The organism is Photobacterium lutimaris, assembly GCF_003025555.1.
In the GTDB taxonomy this organism is placed as follows: Bacteria; Pseudomonadota; Gammaproteobacteria; order Enterobacterales; family Vibrionaceae; genus Photobacterium; species Photobacterium lutimaris.
On sequence record NZ_PYMH01000002.1, the window covers coordinates 647,697 to 669,778 of the forward strand.

The 22,082-nt window shown below is 50.1% G+C and carries 17 protein-coding genes; 5 read left to right on the forward strand and 12 right to left on the reverse strand.

Annotation, left to right across the window (positions count from 1 at the left end):
- Positions 1 to 88 precede the first annotated feature (88 nt).
- Positions 89 to 1,390, forward strand: coding sequence for an anaerobic C4-dicarboxylate transporter (locus C9I99_RS08480; protein ID WP_107348408.1), 1,302 nt, complete (start codon positions 89 to 91; stop codon positions 1,388 to 1,390).
- 124 nt (positions 1,391 to 1,514) lie between these two features.
- Here C9I99_RS08480 and C9I99_RS08485 read toward each other — a convergent pair whose 3' ends face one another.
- Positions 1,515 to 2,399 carry a LysR substrate-binding domain-containing protein gene (locus C9I99_RS08485; protein WP_107348409.1) on the reverse strand — a complete coding sequence of 295 codons (885 nt, stop codon included), beginning with the start codon at positions 2,397 to 2,399 and terminating at the stop codon, positions 1,515 to 1,517.
- Positions 2,400 to 2,605: 206 nt separating this feature from the next.
- On the opposite strand from C9I99_RS08485, the gene cuyB reads away from it, so the two are divergent.
- Positions 2,606 to 3,316, forward strand: a complete 711-nt coding sequence (gene cuyB, locus C9I99_RS08490; protein ID WP_107348410.1) for a cysteate racemase — start codon at positions 2,606 to 2,608, stop codon at positions 3,314 to 3,316.
- An 18-nt stretch (positions 3,317 to 3,334) separates the two neighbouring features.
- On the opposite strand, the gene C9I99_RS08495 is transcribed toward cuyB, so the two are convergent.
- On the reverse strand, positions 3,335 to 4,123 hold the full coding sequence (locus tag C9I99_RS08495) for a TSUP family transporter (RefSeq protein WP_107348411.1): 789 nt from the start codon (positions 4,121 to 4,123) through the stop codon (positions 3,335 to 3,337).
- Between the two features lie 536 nt (positions 4,124 to 4,659).
- Here C9I99_RS08495 and C9I99_RS08500 point away from each other — a divergent pair.
- Genes C9I99_RS08500 through C9I99_RS08510 form a run of 3 tightly spaced genes read left to right on the forward strand, consistent with a single transcriptional unit; the run spans position 4,660 to position 7,563 of the window.
- Entirely contained in the window at positions 4,660 to 5,379 is a 720-nt protein-coding gene (locus C9I99_RS08500; protein WP_107348412.1) for a (Fe-S)-binding protein, read from the forward strand.
- Positions 5,380 to 5,392: 13 nt separating this feature from the next.
- The gene (locus C9I99_RS08505; RefSeq protein ID WP_107348413.1) at positions 5,393 to 6,817 is read left to right on the forward strand and encodes a LutB/LldF family L-lactate oxidation iron-sulfur protein; all 1,425 of its coding nucleotides are present in this window, start codon (positions 5,393 to 5,395) and stop codon (positions 6,815 to 6,817) included.
- A gap of 2 nt (positions 6,818 to 6,819) precedes the next feature.
- On the forward strand, positions 6,820 to 7,563 hold the full coding sequence (locus C9I99_RS08510; RefSeq protein ID WP_107348414.1) for a LutC/YkgG family protein: 744 nt from the start codon (positions 6,820 to 6,822) through the stop codon (positions 7,561 to 7,563).
- Between the two features lie 10 nt (positions 7,564 to 7,573).
- Here C9I99_RS08510 and C9I99_RS08515 read toward each other — a convergent pair whose 3' ends face one another.
- From C9I99_RS08515 to cmoM, 10 genes are all read right to left on the reverse strand, one after another.
- The gene (locus C9I99_RS08515; protein WP_107348415.1) at positions 7,574 to 8,014 is read right to left on the reverse strand and encodes a group II truncated hemoglobin; all 441 of its coding nucleotides are present in this window, start codon (positions 8,012 to 8,014) and stop codon (positions 7,574 to 7,576) included.
- A gap of 129 nt (positions 8,015 to 8,143) precedes the next feature.
- Positions 8,144 to 10,633: a trimethylamine-N-oxide reductase TorA gene (gene torA, locus C9I99_RS08520; RefSeq protein ID WP_107348416.1), complete on the reverse strand. Its 2,490-nt coding sequence runs from the start codon at positions 10,631 to 10,633 to the stop codon at positions 8,144 to 8,146.
- A 23-nt stretch (positions 10,634 to 10,656) separates the two neighbouring features.
- Positions 10,657 to 11,841 (reverse strand): pentaheme c-type cytochrome TorC, encoded by a 1,185-nt coding sequence (torC, locus tag C9I99_RS08525; RefSeq protein WP_107348417.1) that lies wholly within the window; start codon positions 11,839 to 11,841, stop codon positions 10,657 to 10,659.
- 60 nt (positions 11,842 to 11,901) lie between these two features.
- Positions 11,902 to 12,075, reverse strand: a complete 174-nt coding sequence (gene torE / locus C9I99_RS08530) for a trimethylamine N-oxide reductase system protein TorE (RefSeq protein ID WP_107348418.1) — start codon at positions 12,073 to 12,075, stop codon at positions 11,902 to 11,904.
- 253 nt (positions 12,076 to 12,328) lie between these two features.
- Complete coding sequence (locus C9I99_RS08535; RefSeq protein ID WP_107348419.1) at positions 12,329 to 13,114, reverse strand: tetratricopeptide repeat protein; 786 nt, start codon at positions 13,112 to 13,114, stop codon at positions 12,329 to 12,331.
- Positions 13,115 to 13,471: 357 nt separating this feature from the next.
- On the reverse strand, positions 13,472 to 14,470 hold the full coding sequence (locus C9I99_RS08540; RefSeq protein WP_107348420.1) for a membrane lipoprotein lipid attachment site-containing protein: 999 nt from the start codon (positions 14,468 to 14,470) through the stop codon (positions 13,472 to 13,474).
- Between the two features lie 297 nt (positions 14,471 to 14,767).
- Entirely contained in the window at positions 14,768 to 19,231 is a 4,464-nt protein-coding gene (gene mukB, locus C9I99_RS08545) for a chromosome partition protein MukB (protein ID WP_107348421.1), read from the reverse strand.
- The gene (gene mukE, locus C9I99_RS08550) at positions 19,231 to 19,959 is read right to left on the reverse strand and encodes a chromosome partition protein MukE (protein ID WP_107348422.1); all 729 of its coding nucleotides are present in this window, start codon (positions 19,957 to 19,959) and stop codon (positions 19,231 to 19,233) included. The genes mukB and mukE overlap by 1 nt, the downstream gene beginning before the upstream one ends.
- Positions 19,940 to 21,262 (reverse strand): chromosome partition protein MukF, encoded by a 1,323-nt coding sequence (gene mukF / locus C9I99_RS08555; RefSeq protein WP_107348423.1) that lies wholly within the window; start codon positions 21,260 to 21,262, stop codon positions 19,940 to 19,942. The genes mukE and mukF overlap by 20 nt, the downstream gene beginning before the upstream one ends.
- Complete coding sequence (gene cmoM / locus C9I99_RS08560; protein ID WP_107348424.1) at positions 21,259 to 22,080, reverse strand: tRNA uridine 5-oxyacetic acid(34) methyltransferase CmoM; 822 nt, start codon at positions 22,078 to 22,080, stop codon at positions 21,259 to 21,261. Before cmoM ends, mukF begins: the two co-directional genes overlap by 4 nt.
- Positions 22,081 to 22,082 lie beyond the last annotated feature (2 nt).

Consider the following 22,082-nt stretch of genomic DNA (forward strand, 5'->3'; position numbering starts at 1 on the left):
TATTTGGCATTTAACAGCCTCAGTCCGTTTTAGCACTATACCCGCAAGATTTTTATGGTTTAACAATTCCAAACGGACAGGAAACAATATGTTAGTAGCATTAGAGCTGATAGTGGTATTAGGCTGTATATACTGGGGATTAAAAATGGGCGGGCTTGGCGTCGGGCTTGCAGGAGGCTTAGGGCTGGCGATTCTCACCCTCGGCTTTGGCCTTGAACCCAGTGCCCCCGCCGTCAATGTTATTCTGATCATCATGGCGGTCGTAACCGCCGCTTCAACCATGCAGGCAGCAGGCGGTATGGACTGGCTGGTCCACCATGCCGGCAACCTAATGCGCCGTAACCCGAAATACATCTGCTTCCTGGCTCCGATGATCACTTGGCTAATGACCATCATGGCAGGAACCGGATATACCGTATTTTCGACCTTACCGGTTATTTCAGAAGTGGCCAAAGAGATCGGCGTCCGCCCTTCCCGTCCACTGGCCGGCGCAGTAGTCGCCTCGCAGGTTGCTATCTCTGGCTCTCCTATCTCCGCAGCAATGGCTGCCATGATCTCCATCATGGAGCCGATGGGCGTGAGCTTCCTTGAGATCATGGCCGTTTGCCTTCCCGCCTCATTTATTGCCGCTATGGTCGGTGCTTTCGTAGCATCACGCCAAGGCTGCGAGCTCAAGGATGATCCGGTTTACCTTACCCGTATCCAACAAGCCCATGAGCAAAAACAACAACAGAGCATTACCTTAGCACCGAAAGCGAAATATTCTGTCATGCTGTTTTTGCTTGCGACCATAGCCATTGTTGTCTACGCCGCTTTCCCTTCACTACGCCCGCATTTCGCCGACGGCAGCATGATGTCGACCCGAGATATCATCATCGTCTCGATGTTTGCCGTAGCCTGTTTGATGGTTCCGCTCTGCGGCGTTGACCCAGAGAAAATCATCCGTACCACGACATTCCGATCCGGCATGAGTTCTGTGGCGGTGATTCTCGGTATCGTCACCATGGGCTCAACGATGGTGAATGCCTACTTACCTGAAATCAAGGACTTTGCCGGCTCCTTGCTGCAATCCTACCCAATGCTCTTATCGTTGGTGCTATTTGGTACCTGTACCCTGTTACTATCACAAGGTGCAACAACCCCACTGATCATTCCTTTGGCATTGAGCTTACAGGTCCCGCACTGGGCTATCCTGGCGTCATTTGTCGCGGTAACTGGGGTATTTGTCCTACCGACCTACCCAACCTCTTTGGCGGCAATAGAGTTCGACTCGACAGGCTCAACCCGAATGGGCAAGAATATTTTTGACCACCCATTCCTGATGCCAGGTTTAGTGGGCGTCGCTATTTCGACGGTTTGTGGCTTCCTGCTGGCACCGATGATTGTGTAATACCCCGATAAATTACATAGAAAATGACAGATAAAAAATAGCGAAGCTCCGGACAGGACTTCGCTATTTGTTTTGGTTTACACCAGCCTTTTTGCTTTATCGTTATTCTATGCCCACTTCATATCTACTTTTCAGCATGTAGACGCAATGCTTGCCATACTTGCTCCCCAGCGGGGTGCAAACGGGCTTGGTAACGGTAAGCATAATAGGCAATAGGTAGTCGGAGTGCGTCATCGCCAACAATGGCGACTTTCCCGCTTTCAAGCTCGTGCTTTATGGCGTAATCCGGCAACCAAGCCACACCTAATCCTTGCAGTACCAATGACTTCAACAAATCTGTCATTGATGACAAGAACACGGGTTGCAGGTTGACTTGATCCCGAATTGCCTCGACTTGACGTCCCATGTAAGAACTCGGGCTGTACGCCAGCCAAGGCACTTCCTTATTACTGGTAATTCTGTAGAGCGGTTTGCCCGCACTGTCGCAGGCACATACCGGCAACAATTCGGCTTGGCCGATTTGCAAAGACTGGTATGGCGGCAAACGCAGCAGTTCATCATCGAACGCAAGCAGCAGATCACACCCCCCCTCTTGCAGCTCCTCTATCGCCTCATCGACATCGATCGCTTCGACACTCAACACTGGCTTATGCTTACCTGCCAGCAGTTCCGATTGGATAGACGGAACCAGGCTGGTTGCCAATGAATGAGCAGCCGCAACACGGACATTGTTTCCCCCCAGTTTTGACAAATCAGACAGTTGACCAACCCCATCCATCATCTGGTTGATCAATGTTCTGGCTGTCATTCGGAACAATCGACCACTGGGTGTCAGTGCTACCGGCGTCTTGCTACGGTCGACCAACTCTGCCCCGACCGTCTGCTCTAGCGCTTTGATCCGGCGACTAAATGCAGGCTGGGTGACATTACGCTTTTCCGCTGCCAGCGAGAAGTTTCTCACCTCCGCCAACGCCAAAAAATCTTCTAACCACTTACTTTCAATATTCATAGCAATACAACACGCTTATCCCTAACCAGAAGCCACGGCAGTATAACGAAACACATTGCACATACAGAATTATTTCAAGCTATTTAGATCACAGTTTTGACGCATGGCTATACTGATTTTGCATGACGGGCTCAGCAACGGCATTTCTCACAGCGACGGCGCTCACCTATAGTGAGGTCAGTGGAAAATACTGTAGGAACAATAAGATGAGCAGGAAATTAGGTATCTTGGGCGGAATGGGGCCACTCGCCACTGTCGAGTTCATGCAAAAAATTATCGCGCAGACACCCGCCTGCAGTGATCAACAACATATTCCTATGCTGGTTAGTAATAACCCTCAGATCCCCGACCGTACCGCCTTCCTGATCAGCAACGGCGACGATCCCTACCCGGTACTGAAGCAAGGCATGGAACAACTCGAGCAAGCCGGGGCCGAATGTATCGTCATGCCTTGTAATACCGCACACTATTGGTATCCCCGCCTGAGTAATACCTGCCGGGTGCACATGATCAGCATTCTCGATAGTGTTGTCACAGAAGCCCAGCAGCGTGGCTACCGAAAAGTCGGCATTCTCGCCACCACGGCAACCATGGCAACCCGGATGTACCAAACCAAACTAGCGCAAAAGCAAATTGCAGCCATTGCCCCAGAACAAGACCAGCAACAAGCGGTCATGGCAGGAATTTATGCGGTAAAGGCCGGCGATGTCGAACAGGGGCACCGGTTAATGAAGCCGGTTTTCGATGCCCTGCTTGAGCAAGGTGCCGATGCCGTGATCTTGGGATGTACGGAAATTCCGGTCGCTCTTGCTGAAACGGTTTTTCTCCAGCCCGAGCAATGTCTGGACTCACTCAATATCTTAGCAAAAGCCTGTATTGATTGGGCAACAGCCGACTCTGCCGAACTCGTAGCCTGATAACAGCCATATACGCCGCTAGACAAAAGAAACGAGAGTATCGACCCATTGGGGGTTCTGCTCGGCCAGTAGTTTGACGGCCATAACCATCGAGACCATCACCACTAAGGGACGGATCAACTTCCGTCCTTTGGTAACCACCACTTTCGCCCCCAGCCTTGCGCCAATAAAACCGCCCAGCGCCATCACCAAGCCGATTTCCCAAATGGGCAAACCCGCAAGAATGAAAAACAGTAACGCTGCAATATTCGACGTAAAATTAAGCACCTTAGTTTTTGCGGTCGCTTCAACAATCCCCAGCTGGGCGATCACGACAAAGCAGACAGCAAACAGTGAACCGGTTCCCGGGCCAAAAAAGCCATCGTAGAAGCCGATGCCAGTCCCCACCGTCAAGGCAAAACCCGCTTGGCTTAGCTTGGGATATCCGCCGCCATCAACAGCGTCTGGGGCAAACAAGAAATAAAGTGCAATCGCCACGAGAAGGCCCGGGATCACCTTGGTTAACGTTCCGGCATCCATATACTGGACAAGTAGCGCCCCTGCCGCAGAGCCAACAAACGTACACGCGATTGCTAGACGCATATCATTGAGCTTGACCAAACCGTTGCGGACAAAATACAAGGTGGCAGAGAAACTGCCGAATGAACTTTGCAGTTTATTGGTCGCCAATGCCTGAGCCGGAGGGATCCCCGCAGCTAATAATGCCGGCACGGTAATCATGCCTCCACCACCAGCGATGGCATCAATAAAGCCCGCAAGGCTGGCAACCACAAACAGGGCCCCAATTATTTCCCAAGAAAATTCCATACTATTCCCACCACCCAAGTTAAAACACAGCAACCGGCAAGCACATCTTGGCGTTCTGTCACGCCAAAGGCACGATAGAATACGGACTTTCATTCAGTAATTAAATTTCTTTTTTAGCTCGTAGCATCGGTTTTGTCGTTAACTTACAAACATTGCCGTCAGTGTTAGAGGAAGAGTCTTTATGAAATGCATAGAAGGGTAGAAATATTGCGCCAAAATTTACCGTAGGATTAGTGCAGGGATCTACAATCATTATTTCCAAAACTTGATAAATAAAACCTCTCTTTATTTAGCGATAATATAATAAGCTATTATTTTAATTGACTATAATAATCCCCCCTCAAAACTAGCATTCCCCATCACAGGTGTTAATTGTATTGTTTTTAGCATTAATGCCGACAAAAAAATGTAGCGCAAAAGCGGCTATTCCCTACAATATTCTTCCTATAACAACATTCCGTTACACCCTGTAAACATAATTACAAAGAGTGACGCGTTGGTTAGCTAACGACTTCACCTCAAGCACTGGAGCCAGTATGAAGGTCAATCTTTTCGCCACCTGCCTGTGTGACACCGTCAAGGCCGAGGTCGCCAAAAAAAGTGTTTTACTGCTTGAACAACTCGGCTGTGAAATTGTATTTCCCGAACAACAAGGCTGTTGTGGCCAACCTTCACTCAATAGTGGCTACATCAATGACAGCAAAAAGGGCATCAAGAATCTGATCATGGCTTTCGAGGCCAATGATTTCCCGATTGTTTCCCCTGCAGGTTCCTGTGTTGCCTCCATCAAACGCTACCCGGAATACTTAGCTGACGAACCGGAATGGGCCCTGCGTGCTCAGGATATTGCCGATCGCTTTTTTGAACTCACCCAATTTGTTGTCAATCAGCTGGGTGTCACCCAAGTCGGTGCCAAGCTTAACGGCCGCGCCGTTTACCACCCGTCATGCAGCTTGATCAGAAAGCTAAATGTGCGTGAAGAGCCCATCAAACTGCTAGAACACGTTGAAGGCTTGACCCTACTCCCTATCAACCACCAAGAAACCTGCTGCGGATTCGGTGGAACCTTCTCGGTAAAAATGTCAGAGATCTCCGGTGAGATGGTCAAAGAAAAAGTCAGCCATATTTCAGCTGTCGAGCCCGACTACCTTATCGGCGCGGATATCAGTTGCCTGATAAATATCGGTGGCCGCATTAGCCGTGAAGGCAAACCGATCAAGGTATTGCACATTGTTGATGTATTGATGAGTCGCTGAGGAAGGAAACACCATGTCGATGAAAACCAGTACTAGCCGTTTCAAGCAACGTATCGAAGTGCAAATGCAAGATACCTTCATGCGCGAATCGGTCGCCAACGCCCAAACCCGGATGTTCACTAACCGCCAAATCGCTGCAGAAAAGCTCGGCCAATGGGAACAATGGCGTGAAATGGGCATGGACATTCGCAACCATGTGCTTGAACACCTTGATTACTACCTCCAGCAACTAAGCGAAAGCGTCAGTCGTAACGGCGGCAAGGTGTTCTTCGCCCAAACTGCCGATGAAGCCACGGACTATATCGAGACGATAATCAAGGACAAAAAAGCCAAGAAAGTGGTCAAATCCAAATCCATGGTCACCGAGGAAATCAGCCTCAATGCAATGATACAGCGCAACGGCTGTGATGTGATCGAAACGGACCTCGGGGAATATATTTTACAAGTCGATGATTACGATGCTCCCTCGCATATCGTGGTTCCGGCACTACATAAAAATCGCTATCAGATCCGCGATATCTTCCGCGATAAAATTGGCTATCAAGGCAGCGAAGAGCCTGAAGCACTCACCCGCTACGTCAGGGACTATATCCGCCACGATTTCTTGGAAGCAGACATCGGTATTACCGGCTGTAATTTCGCTGTTGCCGAGTCGGGTACCGTGACACTGGTGACCAACGAAGGCAATGCCCGCCTTGCCACTAGCCTACCCAAAACCCATATTGCGGTCATGGGGATGGAACGTATCGTACCCACCTTTGAAGAGCTGGATATCGTTATTAGCTTGCTGTGTCGGAGCGCGGTTGGCTTACCCCTCACCGGTTACGTGACAGCATTAACCGGTCCGCGAGAGAACGCACACCTCGACGGCCCAGGAGAGTTCCATTTAGTCATCATCGATAATGGTCGCTCTGATATTTTAGGTTCGGAGTTCAAAGATATCCTGCGCTGCGTTCGCTGTGCTGCCTGTGTGAATACCTGCCCGGCCTACCGCCATATTGGTGGGCAATCCTATGGCTCGATCTATTCCGGGCCGATTGGTGCCGTGCTGTCACCTTTGCTCGGCGGGTATGAGGACTTCAAAGAGTTGCCGTATGCTTGCAGCCTATGCCGCGCGTGCCATGATGTGTGTCCGGTCAAGATCCCATTATCCGATCTACTGCTCAAGCACCGTCAGAAAATGGCCGAACAAGGTATGACCCCGCTGTCAGAGCGCATGAGTGTCGCAGCGTTTAACATCATCAATGCCCGGCCACTGCTGTGGGACAAAACAGTAAAAGTCGGGGCAACAATGGCAAGTGGCCTGATCCGTAACGGTAAGCTACCACTGCAGATAGGTGCCATTAGTGAATGGACAGAAGCAAGGGATCTTCCTCAGCCTGACGGCCAATCATTTCGCAGCTGGTTTAAAAAACGACAATCTACCCCGGAGTCTTGAACATGAGCGATATCATCAACCGCGAGCGCTTTCTCGATAACATCTCCGCCAAATTGGGGCGTCCACGGCAAACAACACCAGTGGAGCGCCCCCCCCTGCGCTATACATGCCACCACGAAGTGATGGCGGGGAAAAACAGCGATGACCTCAAACACATTCTGGTTGACTACACCCGCAAGGCACTTGGTGCCCAAGCGCTGATCACCACCAAAGCCAACCTGACCGAGTCATTACGCCGGATATGTGTCGATTACTGCCATGACGAAGCCGCAGCGAACCAGTCAATGACACCGAATGAAACCCTGGTATCTGCCGATCCGCGATTGCTTGCGCTATTTGATCCCGAGCAGCTCGAGACTGACGCGCATCGTGTTCATGTATGGAATACCCAACTGGGCTATGGGCCAAATATCGAAATTGCCGAACGGGCAAAAGTGGGAATCGTCTATGCCGAACAGGCGCTGGCAGAGTCTGGTACCATGGTGCTGTATAGCCAACCTGCACAAGGCAGGGCTATCAGCCTGCTTCCAGAGGCCTCGGTGTTTGTGGTGCCCAAAAGTGCACTGGTAGCCCGCTTGACCCAAGCCACGGCAAAACTGCACCAGAAAGCCCAGCAAGGGGAAAGGCTCCCCTCGTGCGTGAATTTTATCTCCGGTCCAAGTTCTACTGCCGATATTGAGCTTATCAAGGTTGTCGGGGTCCACGGCCCGATCCATGCCACCTATGTCATCATTGATGATCTATAGCAGTGAAACCTTACGTACGGTTGCGACACATTTCGGCAGGGAATGACAATTGAACCATAACATGGCGTATGAACAGTTCGTCGTAACCCTGCTCATCAAGTGCTTTTTGCATACAGTGCAGCCACATTTCTTTTTCGGCAACACCAATCGCCAAATGTCGATGCGCGCCGGGTAAGTTCATCATCCCAAACTTTTCTTCATAGCGTGCAGGGCCGCCGAACCAACCCACAAGGAAAGTTGTTAACTTATCGATAGATTCCGCCAGATCGTCATTGTGCATCTGACGCACTTTCTGTGCCTGCGGCAAGGTATCCATATGACGATAGAATGATTCAACCAGTGTCCTGATCCCCTCTTCACCACCTGCTGCGTTGAAGGCATTTTCCCCTACCGTGTAATCGGGTGCTGTTTTCTCTTGAACGGTGTAATCATTGGGTCTGTATGGCTTCATGTCTATCTATAATGGTCTGATATATCAATACTGCAATTATACGGAATATTTGCCGATGCGTGCTGTGTTACATCTCAGAAAAGAAGACCACCTTGCGGTGGCCTTCTTTGCTACAAGGTCAAAGCCCTATCAAGACTCATAAATAGGCCCGCCAAATGCCGTAACCGGCGGTACTTCACCTTTGAATTTTTCGACATCTGCCAACACGGTATTGGCACTGGTTGCCTGGGCCAGCTCCGACGTACCCACATCCATAGTCAAGGTATTTGGATCGCCATAGGTATCAATGGCCCCGACTTTCTCACTCAGCGGTCCGTACCAAGCCCCTTCATAAATACGGATCACACCCGGTGGATAATCAGGGGAAACCACCGCACCGGCCAATAACTGGCCACGGTCGTTAAATACTCTCACCAGATCACCATCACTGATCCCCCTTGCTTTGGCGTCCTCCGGATTGAGATAAACCGGCTCTCGCCCTTGCACCGTGTAGGTAGCACGGTATTCATCCGATTCACACATCTGAGAGTGCAACCGCTTGTCCGGGTGACAGGATTGTAACCAAAGAGGATGCTTGTCAGAACCCGGTCCGCCATGGGATCGCTCGGCTTTTTCAAACCACATCGGGTGCCCCTGGCAATGCTCGTAATTGTAACTGGCAATCTTACGGCTATAGATTTCAATAAACCCGGATGGTGTTCCCAGCGGGTTAATTTCCGGATCTTCACGGAAGTCAGCATGACGGACAAAGTTCTTACCCTCACCAAAGTCGACCCAACCCGCTTGCCCTATTTCCCAGAACTCATCGAACTCCGGCATTTCAAAGTTGGCCTTATTGGCTTCACGGCATTCATCGTAAAGTGAACGTACCCACTCCATCTCATCCATACCGCGGGTGTATTCCTTATTGCGTCCGAATCGACGACAGAAATCAGTAAAGATATCGAAATCCGTTCGTGATTGATAAAGCGGATCCACCAGTTTGTGCATCGCCAATATACCGGTCCCCGAATACGCCCCATACAAGTCGATATCATTTCGCTCAAACTGGGTACACGCCGGCAACACGATGTCCGAGAACCGACACGTCGCCGTCCAGGCAAAGTCAATCGTCACCACCGTTTGCAACTTCTGAAACGCGGTCTTCATCCGGTTGCGATCCTGATGATGATGCCAAGGGTTGCAACCACTGACCACCAGCATCTTGGTATCAGGAAGGACAACCTTCGCGCCGTTGTAATTGATCTCTTTACCCGGCTCGAGAATCGCATCAATCCAACGGGCAACAGGAATAGTTCGGCTGTACCCCTTGAAATCAGTGTTATCCCATTTCGGCTTCTTGCCTTCATCAACATTACGCGGGAAACCGCCAGGCCCCGCCGCACCTGTCGGTGGGATCCCCACACCGCTGTAGTGGTGAGAATAAGAAATACCGCCACCCGGCAAGCCGATCTGCCCCAACATGGTCGCGATCACCGCTCCCATCCAGTAGGGCTGCTCACCGTGTTGCTGACGCTGCACCGCCCAGCCAAAGATTAACTGGGTACGGTCTTTCGCCAGCAAACGAGCAAACTCACGGATATCATCAGCTTTGACACCACAAATAGGCTCGGCCCATTCCGGCGTTTTTTCAACGTTGTCTTTGGCTTCACCGAGCACGTAGGGCATGAACTCATCAAACCCTAGTGCATAGGTGTCGATAAATTCTTTGTCGTACAACTCTTCTTTATACAGGGTATGGGCGATAGCCAGCATGAAGGGCACATCGGTTTGCGGGTTGACATAAAGCTGATCGCACTCAAAGTAGTTTTGACTTTTCGATTTCACCGGATCGACCGAGATCACTTTGATCTCACCTTTGGCGACCTTGTCTTTGAGCTGCTCATAGTACATATAAGAATCATGCGTCTCGCACTGCCAGCCTACCTGGGTATTCTTGATTGGATCGTTGGCCCACAGTATGACTGTTTTACTGTTGGCCAGAATATCAGGCCAAGAAGTCCCTTGGGCATAGACCTCGGTTGAGCCCAGCACGTAAGGCATGATCGTCTGGCCGGCACCGGTCGAGTAATCCCCAACCTTGGTCATGAAGTTACCGTGCATGCCCACAGCACGCTGCATATGGTTACCACAACTGTGGAACTGCCCGGTTTGACGCCACCCGGTCATACCGGCATGCAGCGCCCAAGGCCCGTAGTCCTTTTGGATCCGTTCAAGTTCGTTATAGAAAATGTCAAGTGCTTCATCCCAGGTCACCCGAACAAAGCGGTTATTACCCCGGGTATCCCCGCTGTACTTGTGCTTCTTCAGCCAATCCAGGCGGATCATGGGGTAACGCACTCGGGAAGGATTATAGATAATACCTTTGACCCCATTGATCATATCGGTCGGGTACTTGTCCCGCTCCAACGGTTTGATCTCGGTGACCTTACCGTTATAGATTTTGGCGCGGAATGCCCCCCAGTGAGAGCCCGTGGTTTTCCAAACCCCGTCCGCCGAATACGGTGACGACACCTCTTCGGCAGCACGGGCAACAGAGGTGAGTAAACTCGGACCAATAACCCCAACGGCGCTCGTTGTTACCAGCCCTGATAGAAATTGACGTCGACTCAGAGACATGTTTTTACCTCGCTTCGCTTCTTTTAATGGCCAGCATCAGAAAAATCTGATGAGTGTTTCTGTAGGTATTTCAGTACCAAAGCTTCACTATCACGGTCAAGATTGACGAACGCCAACATACCGTTAAACATGCCCGGCCATGTATTCGCATCGAAGTGATTTTCCGCCGGCTGAGTATGGCAAGTACTACAGTTGTTGTTATAGGCAGGTCTCGCCTCAGCCCAAATCGGTTCCACATCATCCATCAATGACTCTTTTGGCATCCACAGCTTCACCGTTACCCGCTGCCAGCCCAAGCCCGTTAAGTCATCTTCTTTCTCTTCAAACTTCTCAACCAAGGTGTCACTCAGCGCCGCATCTTTACTCAATGCCGCAGTCGGGATATTCAGACCGAAGTCCTCGTTAATTACCCGACCAAAGCCCTTGGTTTTACGCCAACCGGCAATTTCCACCTGAACCGCATTATCTCTAACTTGCACGACTTTCACTTCGGAAGCAGGATTGAGCTCACCGCCATCTATGGTCAGCGCTTCGTCCTCATACATAGGGAGATAGCGGACACTGAAGTAATTCTCGCCTTCTTTGAAAGAGGTATTTCCAGCTCTTTGAACCAACTGCTGAACCATACCGCCAGAGAGGTTCATATTGCCCGGTAGTTCATGGGCGATCCCTTTGTGACAATCAATACAACTCTGATCCCGCTCTGCGGCCTGCTTCATTTGTGTTCGAGCAAGATCCGACATTTCATCCCATTTCATGCTGTCGTAGTTGTGACAGTTTTTACATTCCAGCGACCCATTAGATGCAAAACGCTCCCACTCATGATTGGCAAGCTCTAGACGCTTTTCCAAAAATTTTTCACGGGTATTGATCGTCCCAAAAATGGCACCGTATACTTCTTTGCTGGCTTGCATTTTACGGGCAATTTTATCAGTCCAATTATGGGGTACATGGCAGTCAGGACAGGTTGCCCTCACGCCGGAGTGATTTGACCAGTGCACCGTTTGCTGCAGCTCCTCGTAAACATTGTCACGCATCTCATGACAGCCGATACAGAACTTCTCGGTATTGGTCAATTCGAGGGCAGTGTTAAATCCCCCCCAGAAAATGATCCCGGCGATAAACCCACCGAGGGTCAATACACCCAAACTTATGTGTACTGCCGGACGCCAAAATGTCGCCCACAGTTTTTTCAAAGCACTTATCATAGTGTTTACCTATCTCTTCCTTTGCTCATTGCCATGGCGTTCATATCTCGGCAATCGACATTACCCATGGCCGGGAGGCCCAAGGAAAAACACTTGCATCGCCCAAACGATAAATCCGTAACCACCAACAATGGCAACGGCTAATATGGGGAACAAGAAGATGGTAATAAACAAAAAAGATCGCCATTCATATTTGGCTTTCTCTTTATCACTGACGGGTTCAGAGTTGCTCATTGCTTCTTTCCTTTTACACTTCTTATCTGTCTCTTAAGTAAGGTACTGACCTAGTACTGATATCGGTTGGTATCACTCTTAAGAGCTAATTTGTGTAAGTATAGTTAAGGATTGAAACTGGACCTGAAATTGCTAAGGAATCACGAAGAGGTTGTTGAACTAAAAATCTACTTGGTGGCAAGGGCGATGAAATGACACAAAAAAAGGTGCCAACTGGCACCTTTTTTTATTTTGTTCTAGCTTTATCCGCTTATTACAGTGAAGCGCTGTAGATAGTCTGGTTTTGCTGGTATAGCTTCAAGCGCTGTTCAAAGTTTGCATAACGCTGGCCGTTTGACTCTTCCAACTTACCCATCGCCGTTTGCTGGGCTTCTATCGCGCGGCGGAACTCACCACAGGCGGCATAGGCCGCGGCAAGGTTATCGTAATCACCCGCATCACCGGTACCGTTACGGCTCAATACCTGCTTAGCTAATTTCAACGCACGTTCGCCGTCACGCATACGCTCGTCCGAACAAGTCGCATACAGCCAAACTAGGTTACGCTTTGATTCCAACGAACCGCCATTTGCCGCTTCGTTAAACCACTTGATAGCGTTTGCACAATCGGTTGAGCCCGTCGCACCAGAGGCATAATACATCCCTAGCTCAACCATTGCTGGTACATCACCTTCATTGGCAGCGGCGCTGTACCAGTGCAATGCCTGCTGGTTATCACGAGGCAGTAGCTCACCATTCTTGAACAAATCGCCAATCAGGGTTTTCACTTCTGGCATATCTACCGCTGCTTTTTCCAACCAGTACATACCTTTTAGCGGGTCGGCTTTCAGGCCGTTACTCCCTTCAAGGTACGCTCGTCCTAGGAACAACTGCATATTTTTATCGCCCTGCTCAGCTTCAAGCTCGACATAGTTCAGGGTTGATAGCAAGTGGTGCTCAGGAGATGTGGTAATAGAAGCATGGGTTGTTGTTGCACCCATAGCAACAAGGCCGAAAATGGCACCGAATACAACTTTTTTCAGGGTCTTCGTAACTGGCATATCTCGGTCTCTTTCAAAGCATTTGCGGTTTATGGGTAGGGAATTTAAAGAAGTAGCGGTCAAAAAACAACCACTAAAAAAGAGGCAGCGGAGGCCAGAAAGAGTGACACACGAGGTTAATATTATTTCTGTCAGCAACTTAACGCTCACAAAAAAATAATGTCAGAAATCAAAAATGAGATATGGATCCGATTTCTATAGTCTATAAGGTACGGAGATTAGCTGAATATCAGCTTGATGACAGAACAATATGTGGGCGTTATGTTTTACCCCCCTAGATATGACAACAGCCAGACAATGTCTGGCTGTTGTTCATATTATGTCTGCTATTTAAGAGCTTACATCATTGATAGGTTGCTATAGGTTACGGTAATGTTTTTCACCAGCGCTGATGTACTGTCCTTGGTGATAGGCTCTATCGCCGTCAAGGTCGATATCCAAATCGATTTCATTGGGTAGATCCAACAGTGCATCACACACTAAAACCACATCATATTCACCTTCCGGCACGTACTGCATTTCATAGGTATTGTCGTCGCCTACCTTCGCTGTTTTAACTGGAGGATAGTCTGATCCTAAATCACCATATTCGGGAGAGTTCGCTTCGTAGAGATACACATACGCATCTTTTGCCGACGTGGTGCACGATGACACATCGATATCACCAAACAGGGTACCTGCCGTGATATTGTCTACCACCTTGAAGCCTTCACTTTTCAGGTAATAGGCTTGCTCAATGAGCTGAAGCATACTCTTCAGATCAAACGTCATCGTAAAAGTAGTTGGCACATCAATGTTGATATCCAAGCCATCAAAGGTCAGATCATCAACGATATCCATCTTCATCTTGTCGACCGGATTACCGACATAAGAGTAAGGGGTATCGAGGAAATCACCGTAGCTACCTTGCAGGATTGAAAGTGCCATACCGGTATATTCACCTACCGGCAGCAGTTGTTCTGAAATCAGATTGACCAGATCAACACCCGTTACATCGTACAAATCGATAACGATAAACTTCGGATAACCGTCATTATCCACCGGAATATCAGAATCCTCAGGTATACATTGCGTCGAGTTAACCCCATAAGGGTCAGTCATACTTTTTGTGGTCCACTCAATAATAGTGCCGGCTAAATTTGTGACCTCTACAGCGTCAATCGCCACACATGCCTGAAGATCATCTGCCCCCTTTGGTACCTCGTTGGGTGGCATAGACACATCCACCGATACTGGTACTGAACCGTCATCCTGATTAGCTGCTGCATCATTGTTTGCTAAGGAGGCAGCCCCATCTGAATCACTACACCCGGCCACAATGAGCGTGGCGAGCACTGGTAAAATTATTTTTTTCATGTCATCACCCCTACGACAAAATAAAATCTGGCCTGTACCAAACCAATATGCTGGCCGCTTAGTGTTTGGTTATGTATTTGTGCGTCATACCTGAACAAAGCAAGACAGCTAGCAAAAGCCCTACTGTGATCAAGCTGACAAGTGGCCGAATCTGACAGTTAAAATTTTAGGCGGATATGGAAGGGCAAAAAATTTATCGTTAGGGTAATTAAGTAATGAGAAAAACTTCTTATGTTCAAGACGAAAAAAGCCGGTCGTTAGACCGGCTTTACTAAATAGAAAACAGCTTGTAGCCGGTTACACCGGGTCCAACTCCAGCATGGTTTGGATATTGGCAGGGGCTTTCGACTCCTGACCAAAGCCACGCAGGCCAACAACATGAACGTGTTCGCGATCTTTGAAGATCTTACGTACCAGCTTGTAGGTAGTCCCTTTTTCTGGGCTGATGTTCTCTGGTGCTGCAATCAATAACTGCATATCAAGACGATCACACAGCTCGAACAGAGTTGCAATCGACTTGCCATCCAATCGTGCGGCCTCATCAAGGAACAACAAGCGACATGGAATGATATCTTTACCGCGCAAGCGGCGAGACTCTTCTTCCCAGCTCTGTACGACCATCAACAGGATTGCCTGACCGGTACCGATCGCTTCACCAGTAGACAGCGCACCCGACTCGGCCTGTAGCCAACCATCTGTGCCACGGTTAACCTCGATGCTCAGCTCAAGGTAATTACGGTAATCCAGTAGCTCTTCACCCATGATCTGCGGTGAGCGCTGACCAACATCAATATGCGGATTTAGGCGCTGGAACAGTTTAGCAATCGCTTCTGAGAATGACAGGCGGTGATTACCGAACAAGTCCTGATGCTGGTCCTGCTGATCAGCCAAACCTTCCAATAGCTGCTCGTGCGTCTCACGTACCTTCACGTTCAGGCGCACACCTTTAACCTGGCCAAAGCCTATGTTCTGCAGACCTTGGTTGAGCATACGGATACGGTTTTGCTCGCGCTGGATGGTCTTGCGAATAATGTTCGCGACCGAATCAGAGCTGATCGCCAGACGTTGTTCACGTGCTGTCAGTTCTTCGCTCAGACGCGCCAGTTCCACTTCCATCTCTTCAATCGCTTCAACCGGATCGTCGGTGCGAATGATGTCGTGACGAATACGCTCGCGCAGATGCTGGTATACGGCAATGTAGAACAGTACCTTACGCTCTGGACGAGACACATCTTCCGATGCACGCAGCGCGTCACGTAGGTTCTCGTTATCCGCGACAGCCAAACGAAGCGCACCCAGAGATTTATCCGACAATGAACGTAGTTCGTCAGCCGACATGTACGCCATTTCACGGCGGTGCAGGCGACGTTCGACATCGCTTTCACGGGCCAAGCGCAATACGGCACACCAGCCCGCTTTCGCGGTCACAACCAGTTTACGGATATCTTGGTATTCTTTGCCTACCTTACGTAAACGCTTCACCAGCCCTTTCATTTCCAGCTCTACAGACGTGATGCCTTTTTCCAGCTGGCTACGACGGGTACGAGATGTATGTAGACGCTCGTTCAGTTCATCACGGCGAAGGCGCGCACGCTCTTCGGCTTCAACATCAGCCCGGACACCCAACTCCTGAAGCTCACGCTCGAATTCCTGCACGGTTTCCAACTTAGCCTGATGCGAGCTCTTCAGCGAAGCCATCAGCTGATTATACTGGTTAGCCTGTGAGCGAGTCTGCTTCAGGGCATCACGGCAACGGTTACGCTCACGTTCAGCCGATGCCAGTTTGGCTTTGAGCTGCTCGTTAAGCTCGGAGCTCTTGTTGAGCATGTCGATTGAATCGGCATAACCAAAGTGGTGACGGCGCTCAGCCAAATCAGCCACAGCGAAGATCTTGGCTTTTAACGCTTGCAACTGCTTGTCAGCGTCATCATAGCTGATCTGCAGTGCGTCAAACTGCTGCGGGTCCGCATCCAGCGCGGTCACCAAAGATTCCAGCTCAACAATCGCTTTACCGTTGCGGTCTAGGTAGTGGCGAGCCTCATCAAGCTGTGACAGCTGCTGCTGCACTTCATCAAAGCGAGCCTGCAAAGTGTCATCTTCCAGCAAGTTAACCAGCGGGTTAATTTTACCCAACAGTGCCAACGCTTCACGGGCTGCAGATAGCTGGCTGCGTTGCTGCTGCTCTTGTGCTTGCGAATCGGTCAGCTGGCGGCTCACCTGATTACGTTTGTCGCGCGCTACTTTCAGCCCCGCTTCCGGATCATCATTAAATGCCACGCCCATATGGGTTGCGACAAAACTGTTGAAGCTCTGGTACAAGCGTTGCAGTTTCTGTGAATCGAATGCAGCCTTGGCATGATCTTCAACCAGCTGCTCACGTTCTTCACGCAAGTGCTCAAGGCGTTGCTCACGCGCGGCACGGCCAAATAACGGCACTTTCGGGAAGCGAGAATAACGTAACTGGCGATCATTAAGATGGACACATACCGCCCCTTCCATCTCGTCGACATCAAAACCGCTGTCGTCGAAAGAGTCAGTATCACCTTCAATGATGTACAGATCGTCCGGACAGTCATCCAGCGCCACTAATTTTTCTTTGATACCTTTGAGATCCGGCACCACGATGGCGTGACGCGCAGGACCGTACATGGCACTGAAGTACGGGGCATCGGCCAAGGTGATGTCGTCATAGATTTCTGACAACAAACTGCCGCCCAGGGTATCTGCCAGTGCGCGCAAACGGGAATCATCACTGCCACCCGGCTGGGCTAGACGCTCGATATCGAGCTCAATTTGCTGCTTGCGAACAGCCAGCTTGTCACGGGTCGCAGAAGCTTCGCGCTCTTTGTCCAGTGTCAGCTGCATGGCGTCCATCACCGCCTGGCTATCGTATAGCTCGCGCTCAGATTGCTCAGACAATTTTTCCAATGCATCGGAGGCGGCGATCCACGCCGGAGCTGCGGCTTCTAGCGTCGAAATCTGACTGGTCAGCTGCTGCTCTTGACGACGCAGGTCATTACGCTGCTCGACCAGGGTCTCCTGCTGTTGCTCAAGCTCTTCCAGCGTTGCTTCATGGCGGGCCTGCTCTTCAGCCAGCGCGAGTTCACCGTCAAGTTGGACAGCAAAACGCTTGGTATAGGTTTCCGCAAGTTCAAGGGCCTGGCGTTGATTACGCACCGAGCGCTCAAGGTCACGGTACTGGGCTTTCAGCTGATCACTACGCTCGGTGATTGCGCCCAGCTGTCGGGCTTTGGCAATCAGTTCACGGGCTTTGCTGCCGGCTTGTGAACGTTCGATGCTACCGGCAATGGTGGTAACAATCTGTAAGCCTTTATCGAACTGCTGTGCGGCAGCCGATGACATGTCCAACTTGTGCTTAAGGGCAAGCAATGCTGTGGTCTGGGTTTCTTGATCCTGCTTAAGCTGAGCAAGATAAGGCACAGCCTGATCGGCCAGCATCTGGTGCTCGCCGGTAATATCACGGGCTTTTTCCAGCGCCTGTACCGCCTGCTGGTATTGCAGGGCACGGGTTTGCTGCATATCCAGCGCCTGCTGGTAGTCAGCGAGCTGGGTTTTCAGGCTATCAACTTCTTCTTCAGTCAGTAGCGACTGCTCTTCCGCCATGGCAAGCTGTTCAGCGGCTTCTTCAACCACCATCACCTGCTCTTCCAAGCGTTCGGTCAGCTCTTCGAGATCTTCACGGTAGCGTTCAATCTTTTCCTGCTGACGCACGGCAGTTTGTACCAGCTGTAAGTGATCAGATGCCGCTTGGTGATCCTGCTCCAGCGCACCTTCACGCTCGGTCAGTTCATCCAGCTCTGCGGTCATATTGGTCAGCGACGTTTGCTGATCATCCAAGTTTTTGCGAGAGCCCATCAGTTCGCCGCGCAAACCCAGCGTTTTCTCCAGCTTCTGGCGACGTTCGTTAGCATGGCGCATGTAATCCGCCGCCACGTAGTTTGTCGCTTCGGTGATCAGGTGTTTGAACAGATCACGGTCACTCTGGGTAAGCTTGATCGCTTCCAGTGTCATGCGGTTTTCGCGCAACGCCGCTTCCATATCCTGGAACGCTTTTTTGACACCGCTGTTGTGTGGCAACAAGTAGTCACGCAGCGAGCGAGTAATGGCACTGGAGATACCGCCGTAAAGCGAGGCTTCAATCAGGCGGTAGAATTTCGAGCGGTCGGTGCTATTACGCAGTTTCTTCGGCAACACACCGAATTCGAACATCTGGACGTGATAATCAGTCACTGAGTTGAAGGCTTTGAACACCACGCCTTCATACTCGCTAGTCACCAACTCTTTCACTTCGTTGATTTGACGAACACGTGCCTGATTTTCAGACAGCGTCTCAACCAGGATTTCCGTCGGTTTAACATGCGATGGCAAGCCCTGGATGATAAATGGCTTGATATCCACCTTCTTATCACGACCAGCAACTTGCTGCAGTTTTACCGCAAAAATAATACGTTGGTTCTTCGAGTTCACCACATCCAGAGCCGAGTAGCAGGTACCCGGTTTCAACTTACCGTGCAGCCCCTTGTCACGTGAAGCATTCGAGCTCCCCGCTTCGGTGGTATTACGGAAATGAAGTAGGCTCTGATCCGGAATAAGGGACGTAATAAATGCCGCCATGGTCGTCGACTTACCGGCACCGTTACCGCCAGATAGCGTGGTGACCAAGTTATCGATATCAAATGTACGGGCAAAGAAGCCATTCCAGTTGACCATGGTCAACGATTGATACTTACCGCGTTCCATCAGACTTCATCCTCCAAACCGGCTTTGTCTAACTCTTTATCTGATGCGTCGTCAGCGTCAAGCAAGCTCGACTGGCTAGGCTCCTGCTGATGGACAACCACCGCTTCACCGTCACGGATCAGGCGGATTTGCGCTTCACGCATATCATCACCGACACGGACATCGGCACCGAAACGGAACACCGCTTCGCTAATACGGAACTTACCGTTTTCACCGATTGGGATGAGCATACCAAGGCGTCGTAGGCGACGCAGAGAAGTCTTGGTCTTGTCGAACAGCTTTTCCCGATCAAGATCAGAACCTGTCGCACGGTGAGTCACCAGCTTCATTAGCTTCTTCTCATCGGCTAACTGCATCAGCTCGTCAAATAACTCTTGATTGCTGAAAATACCTTCGTGTGCCAAGCGCTCAGGGCTGAGGTAAAGGAAACACAGTACCTTGCCCACCAGCATATCTAGCTCAGTCAGCACCGAACGGCTGATCAATGATGTCGAGCGCGGACGCAGGTAAAAGAACCCCTCCGGCGCACGCACCAATTCGGCGTTATAGCGCTTGTAAAACATCACCAGGTCCTGCTCGAACTCAATCAGCAGGGCGTGGTTATCCAAATCTTCGCTGGAGATATGACGACCCGAGCGAAGGGCATTATCCAGTGCCGGGAAAAGCGGGTTGGCAATTGCCTTGGCCAGCTTTTCAGGCATAAATTCTTCAATATTTGTCAATGACATTTGCTTGTACCTTGGCTCCATAGTCATTAATAGCTTCCCAATCAGGCTGGATGGCATTGAAATCCGACTCGGAATAACCCAGCCTTACCGCCTGATCTATCACCAAACGCGCCATATCGAAATGCTGGGCGTATGGGTGCTGAGCCAAATAATCTTTAAGAAGCAAACTCAAGTTAATCGCAGCGCCGGTTTCTTTATGGGCCTGCAACATCGCGGCAATTTGTTCAGCCAGTTGGTCGTTAACCAGATCCAGCTCTTCAAATTCCATTTCTTCCGGTACGATCCCGGTCACTTCGTCATCACGCAAAACCAGTGCCTCATCACGCATGTCGAGCAAGCGCTCGGCATCGGCGTAAGTCAGTACCCATGGTGCATCGAAGTAATCTTTCACCGACTGGCGCAAGCGCTGGCTAAAGGCACGGTTCTTGTCCATGTCGATAGCCGTACGGATAAACTTATGAACGTGACGGTCATAACCAATCCACAAATCAATCGCCTGCTGGCCCCAGTTAATGATGCGATCCAGCTTGGCTTGCAAGTTGAATACCATTGCATCGACAAACTCCAAGTCCGAGTTACCCTGAATTTCTTCTTGGATAATCAACAACTGGGTTTGTAACTGGTCACCCGCAGCCTGCAAGGTGTCTTGCAGCTCACGCAGGGTGCTTGAGGTTTCATTCAGCAACACTTCACAGCTGCTGATCGCTGCTCGCCAGTCTTGGTTCAGAAGCTCGGCAATATCTTGCTTAACTTGTTGCTGCTGCTCGTCCATGGTGCGTTGGTTGAGATCAATCCGGTCAAAGATCTCAGCGACTGAGTACTTCAGTACCGCATGGACATTCTGCCGCCAGTGTCGTTCATCGCCTCCTTCCTGTGCTGCTGTGGCTGCCTTGTTAATTTCATCGGCAACCATGGCGAGCTGAATGGAAAGTTTCAGCGTTGAATACTCGCGGTGGCGGGCATAGTAATCGGTGATCCCAAGGGCCAGTGGGCTCAGACGGTAAATACTTGCACCGTCGTTGATCTCACTGGTAAATCGGGAAATCAGGCGTTGGCGAACCAACTCATTAATGGCGTTGTTGGCACGGAAGGCCACGGTTTCTGGTGTCTGCTCGAACAAGTCGCTCACAATGCGAAATGCATCAATCAGTTCACCTTCTCCTAATTCTTCGTCAAAACGATCGCCGCTCAACACAGCAATCGCCAACAGGAACGCCAGCCGCTCGGTTGGCAGGTTAAGCTCGAATTCATGCTGCTTAACCCAACTGACCAACTCGGGAACGGTCTGGGTTACTTCACTCATCCGTTGTCCTTATTGCTTTTGTATTTATCAGCCTCTGGGCCTGCTAACGGCTTTTGGGCGTAAACATGAATATATCGGCCCAGAGACAAATAAGGTTCCTGACGGCAAAGCTTTTGCTCCATCGCCAGTACCTGTTCAAAACTGTAATCCCCGACCATGGTTGTCTGCATATAGTCGTGGAAGGTGCGTACTCCGGTCTTACCCAGAATGTTGAAACCTGCATTTTCAAGCCAGCTATACACCTCGTCAGGTTTGATCCCTTGCAGTGGCTGTAGCTTGAAGCGCTTTCTATGCGGCATACCTTCTTCGATATGGGTCAGGTTGCCACAAATCAGATTCTTAAACAGCAAGCCGTTATAGTTGTAGAACATAACGGAAATAATACCGCCCGGCCTCACCTGCTCCAAAAGGTACTCCAGCGCAGCCTGCGGATCGGCCAACCATTCCATCACTGCATGAAACAGAACCAGATCCAACTTACTATCTAAGTGTTCACCAATCTCCTGTACCGGGCTGTGAACTAAACGATACTGATTAAGCAAGCCGTTTTTAGCAATATCTTGCTCTGCTAGCTTCAGCATTTCGCTAGAAAGATCACACAAAGTAACGTGATGCCCTAGTTCTGCCACTTTTTGCGACAGCTGGCCAACACCCCCACCTGCATCTAGGAGATGCAATGGTTTATCGCTCTTCAATAGGGCTAAAATTTGCTCAAGATCTTCCCAAACCACAGTTTGGCGGATCTGGCCTTTGCCAGTGCCGTAAATATTTTTTGCAAATTTTTGCGCTAAGTCGTCAAAATTTCGATCTTCGATCACGT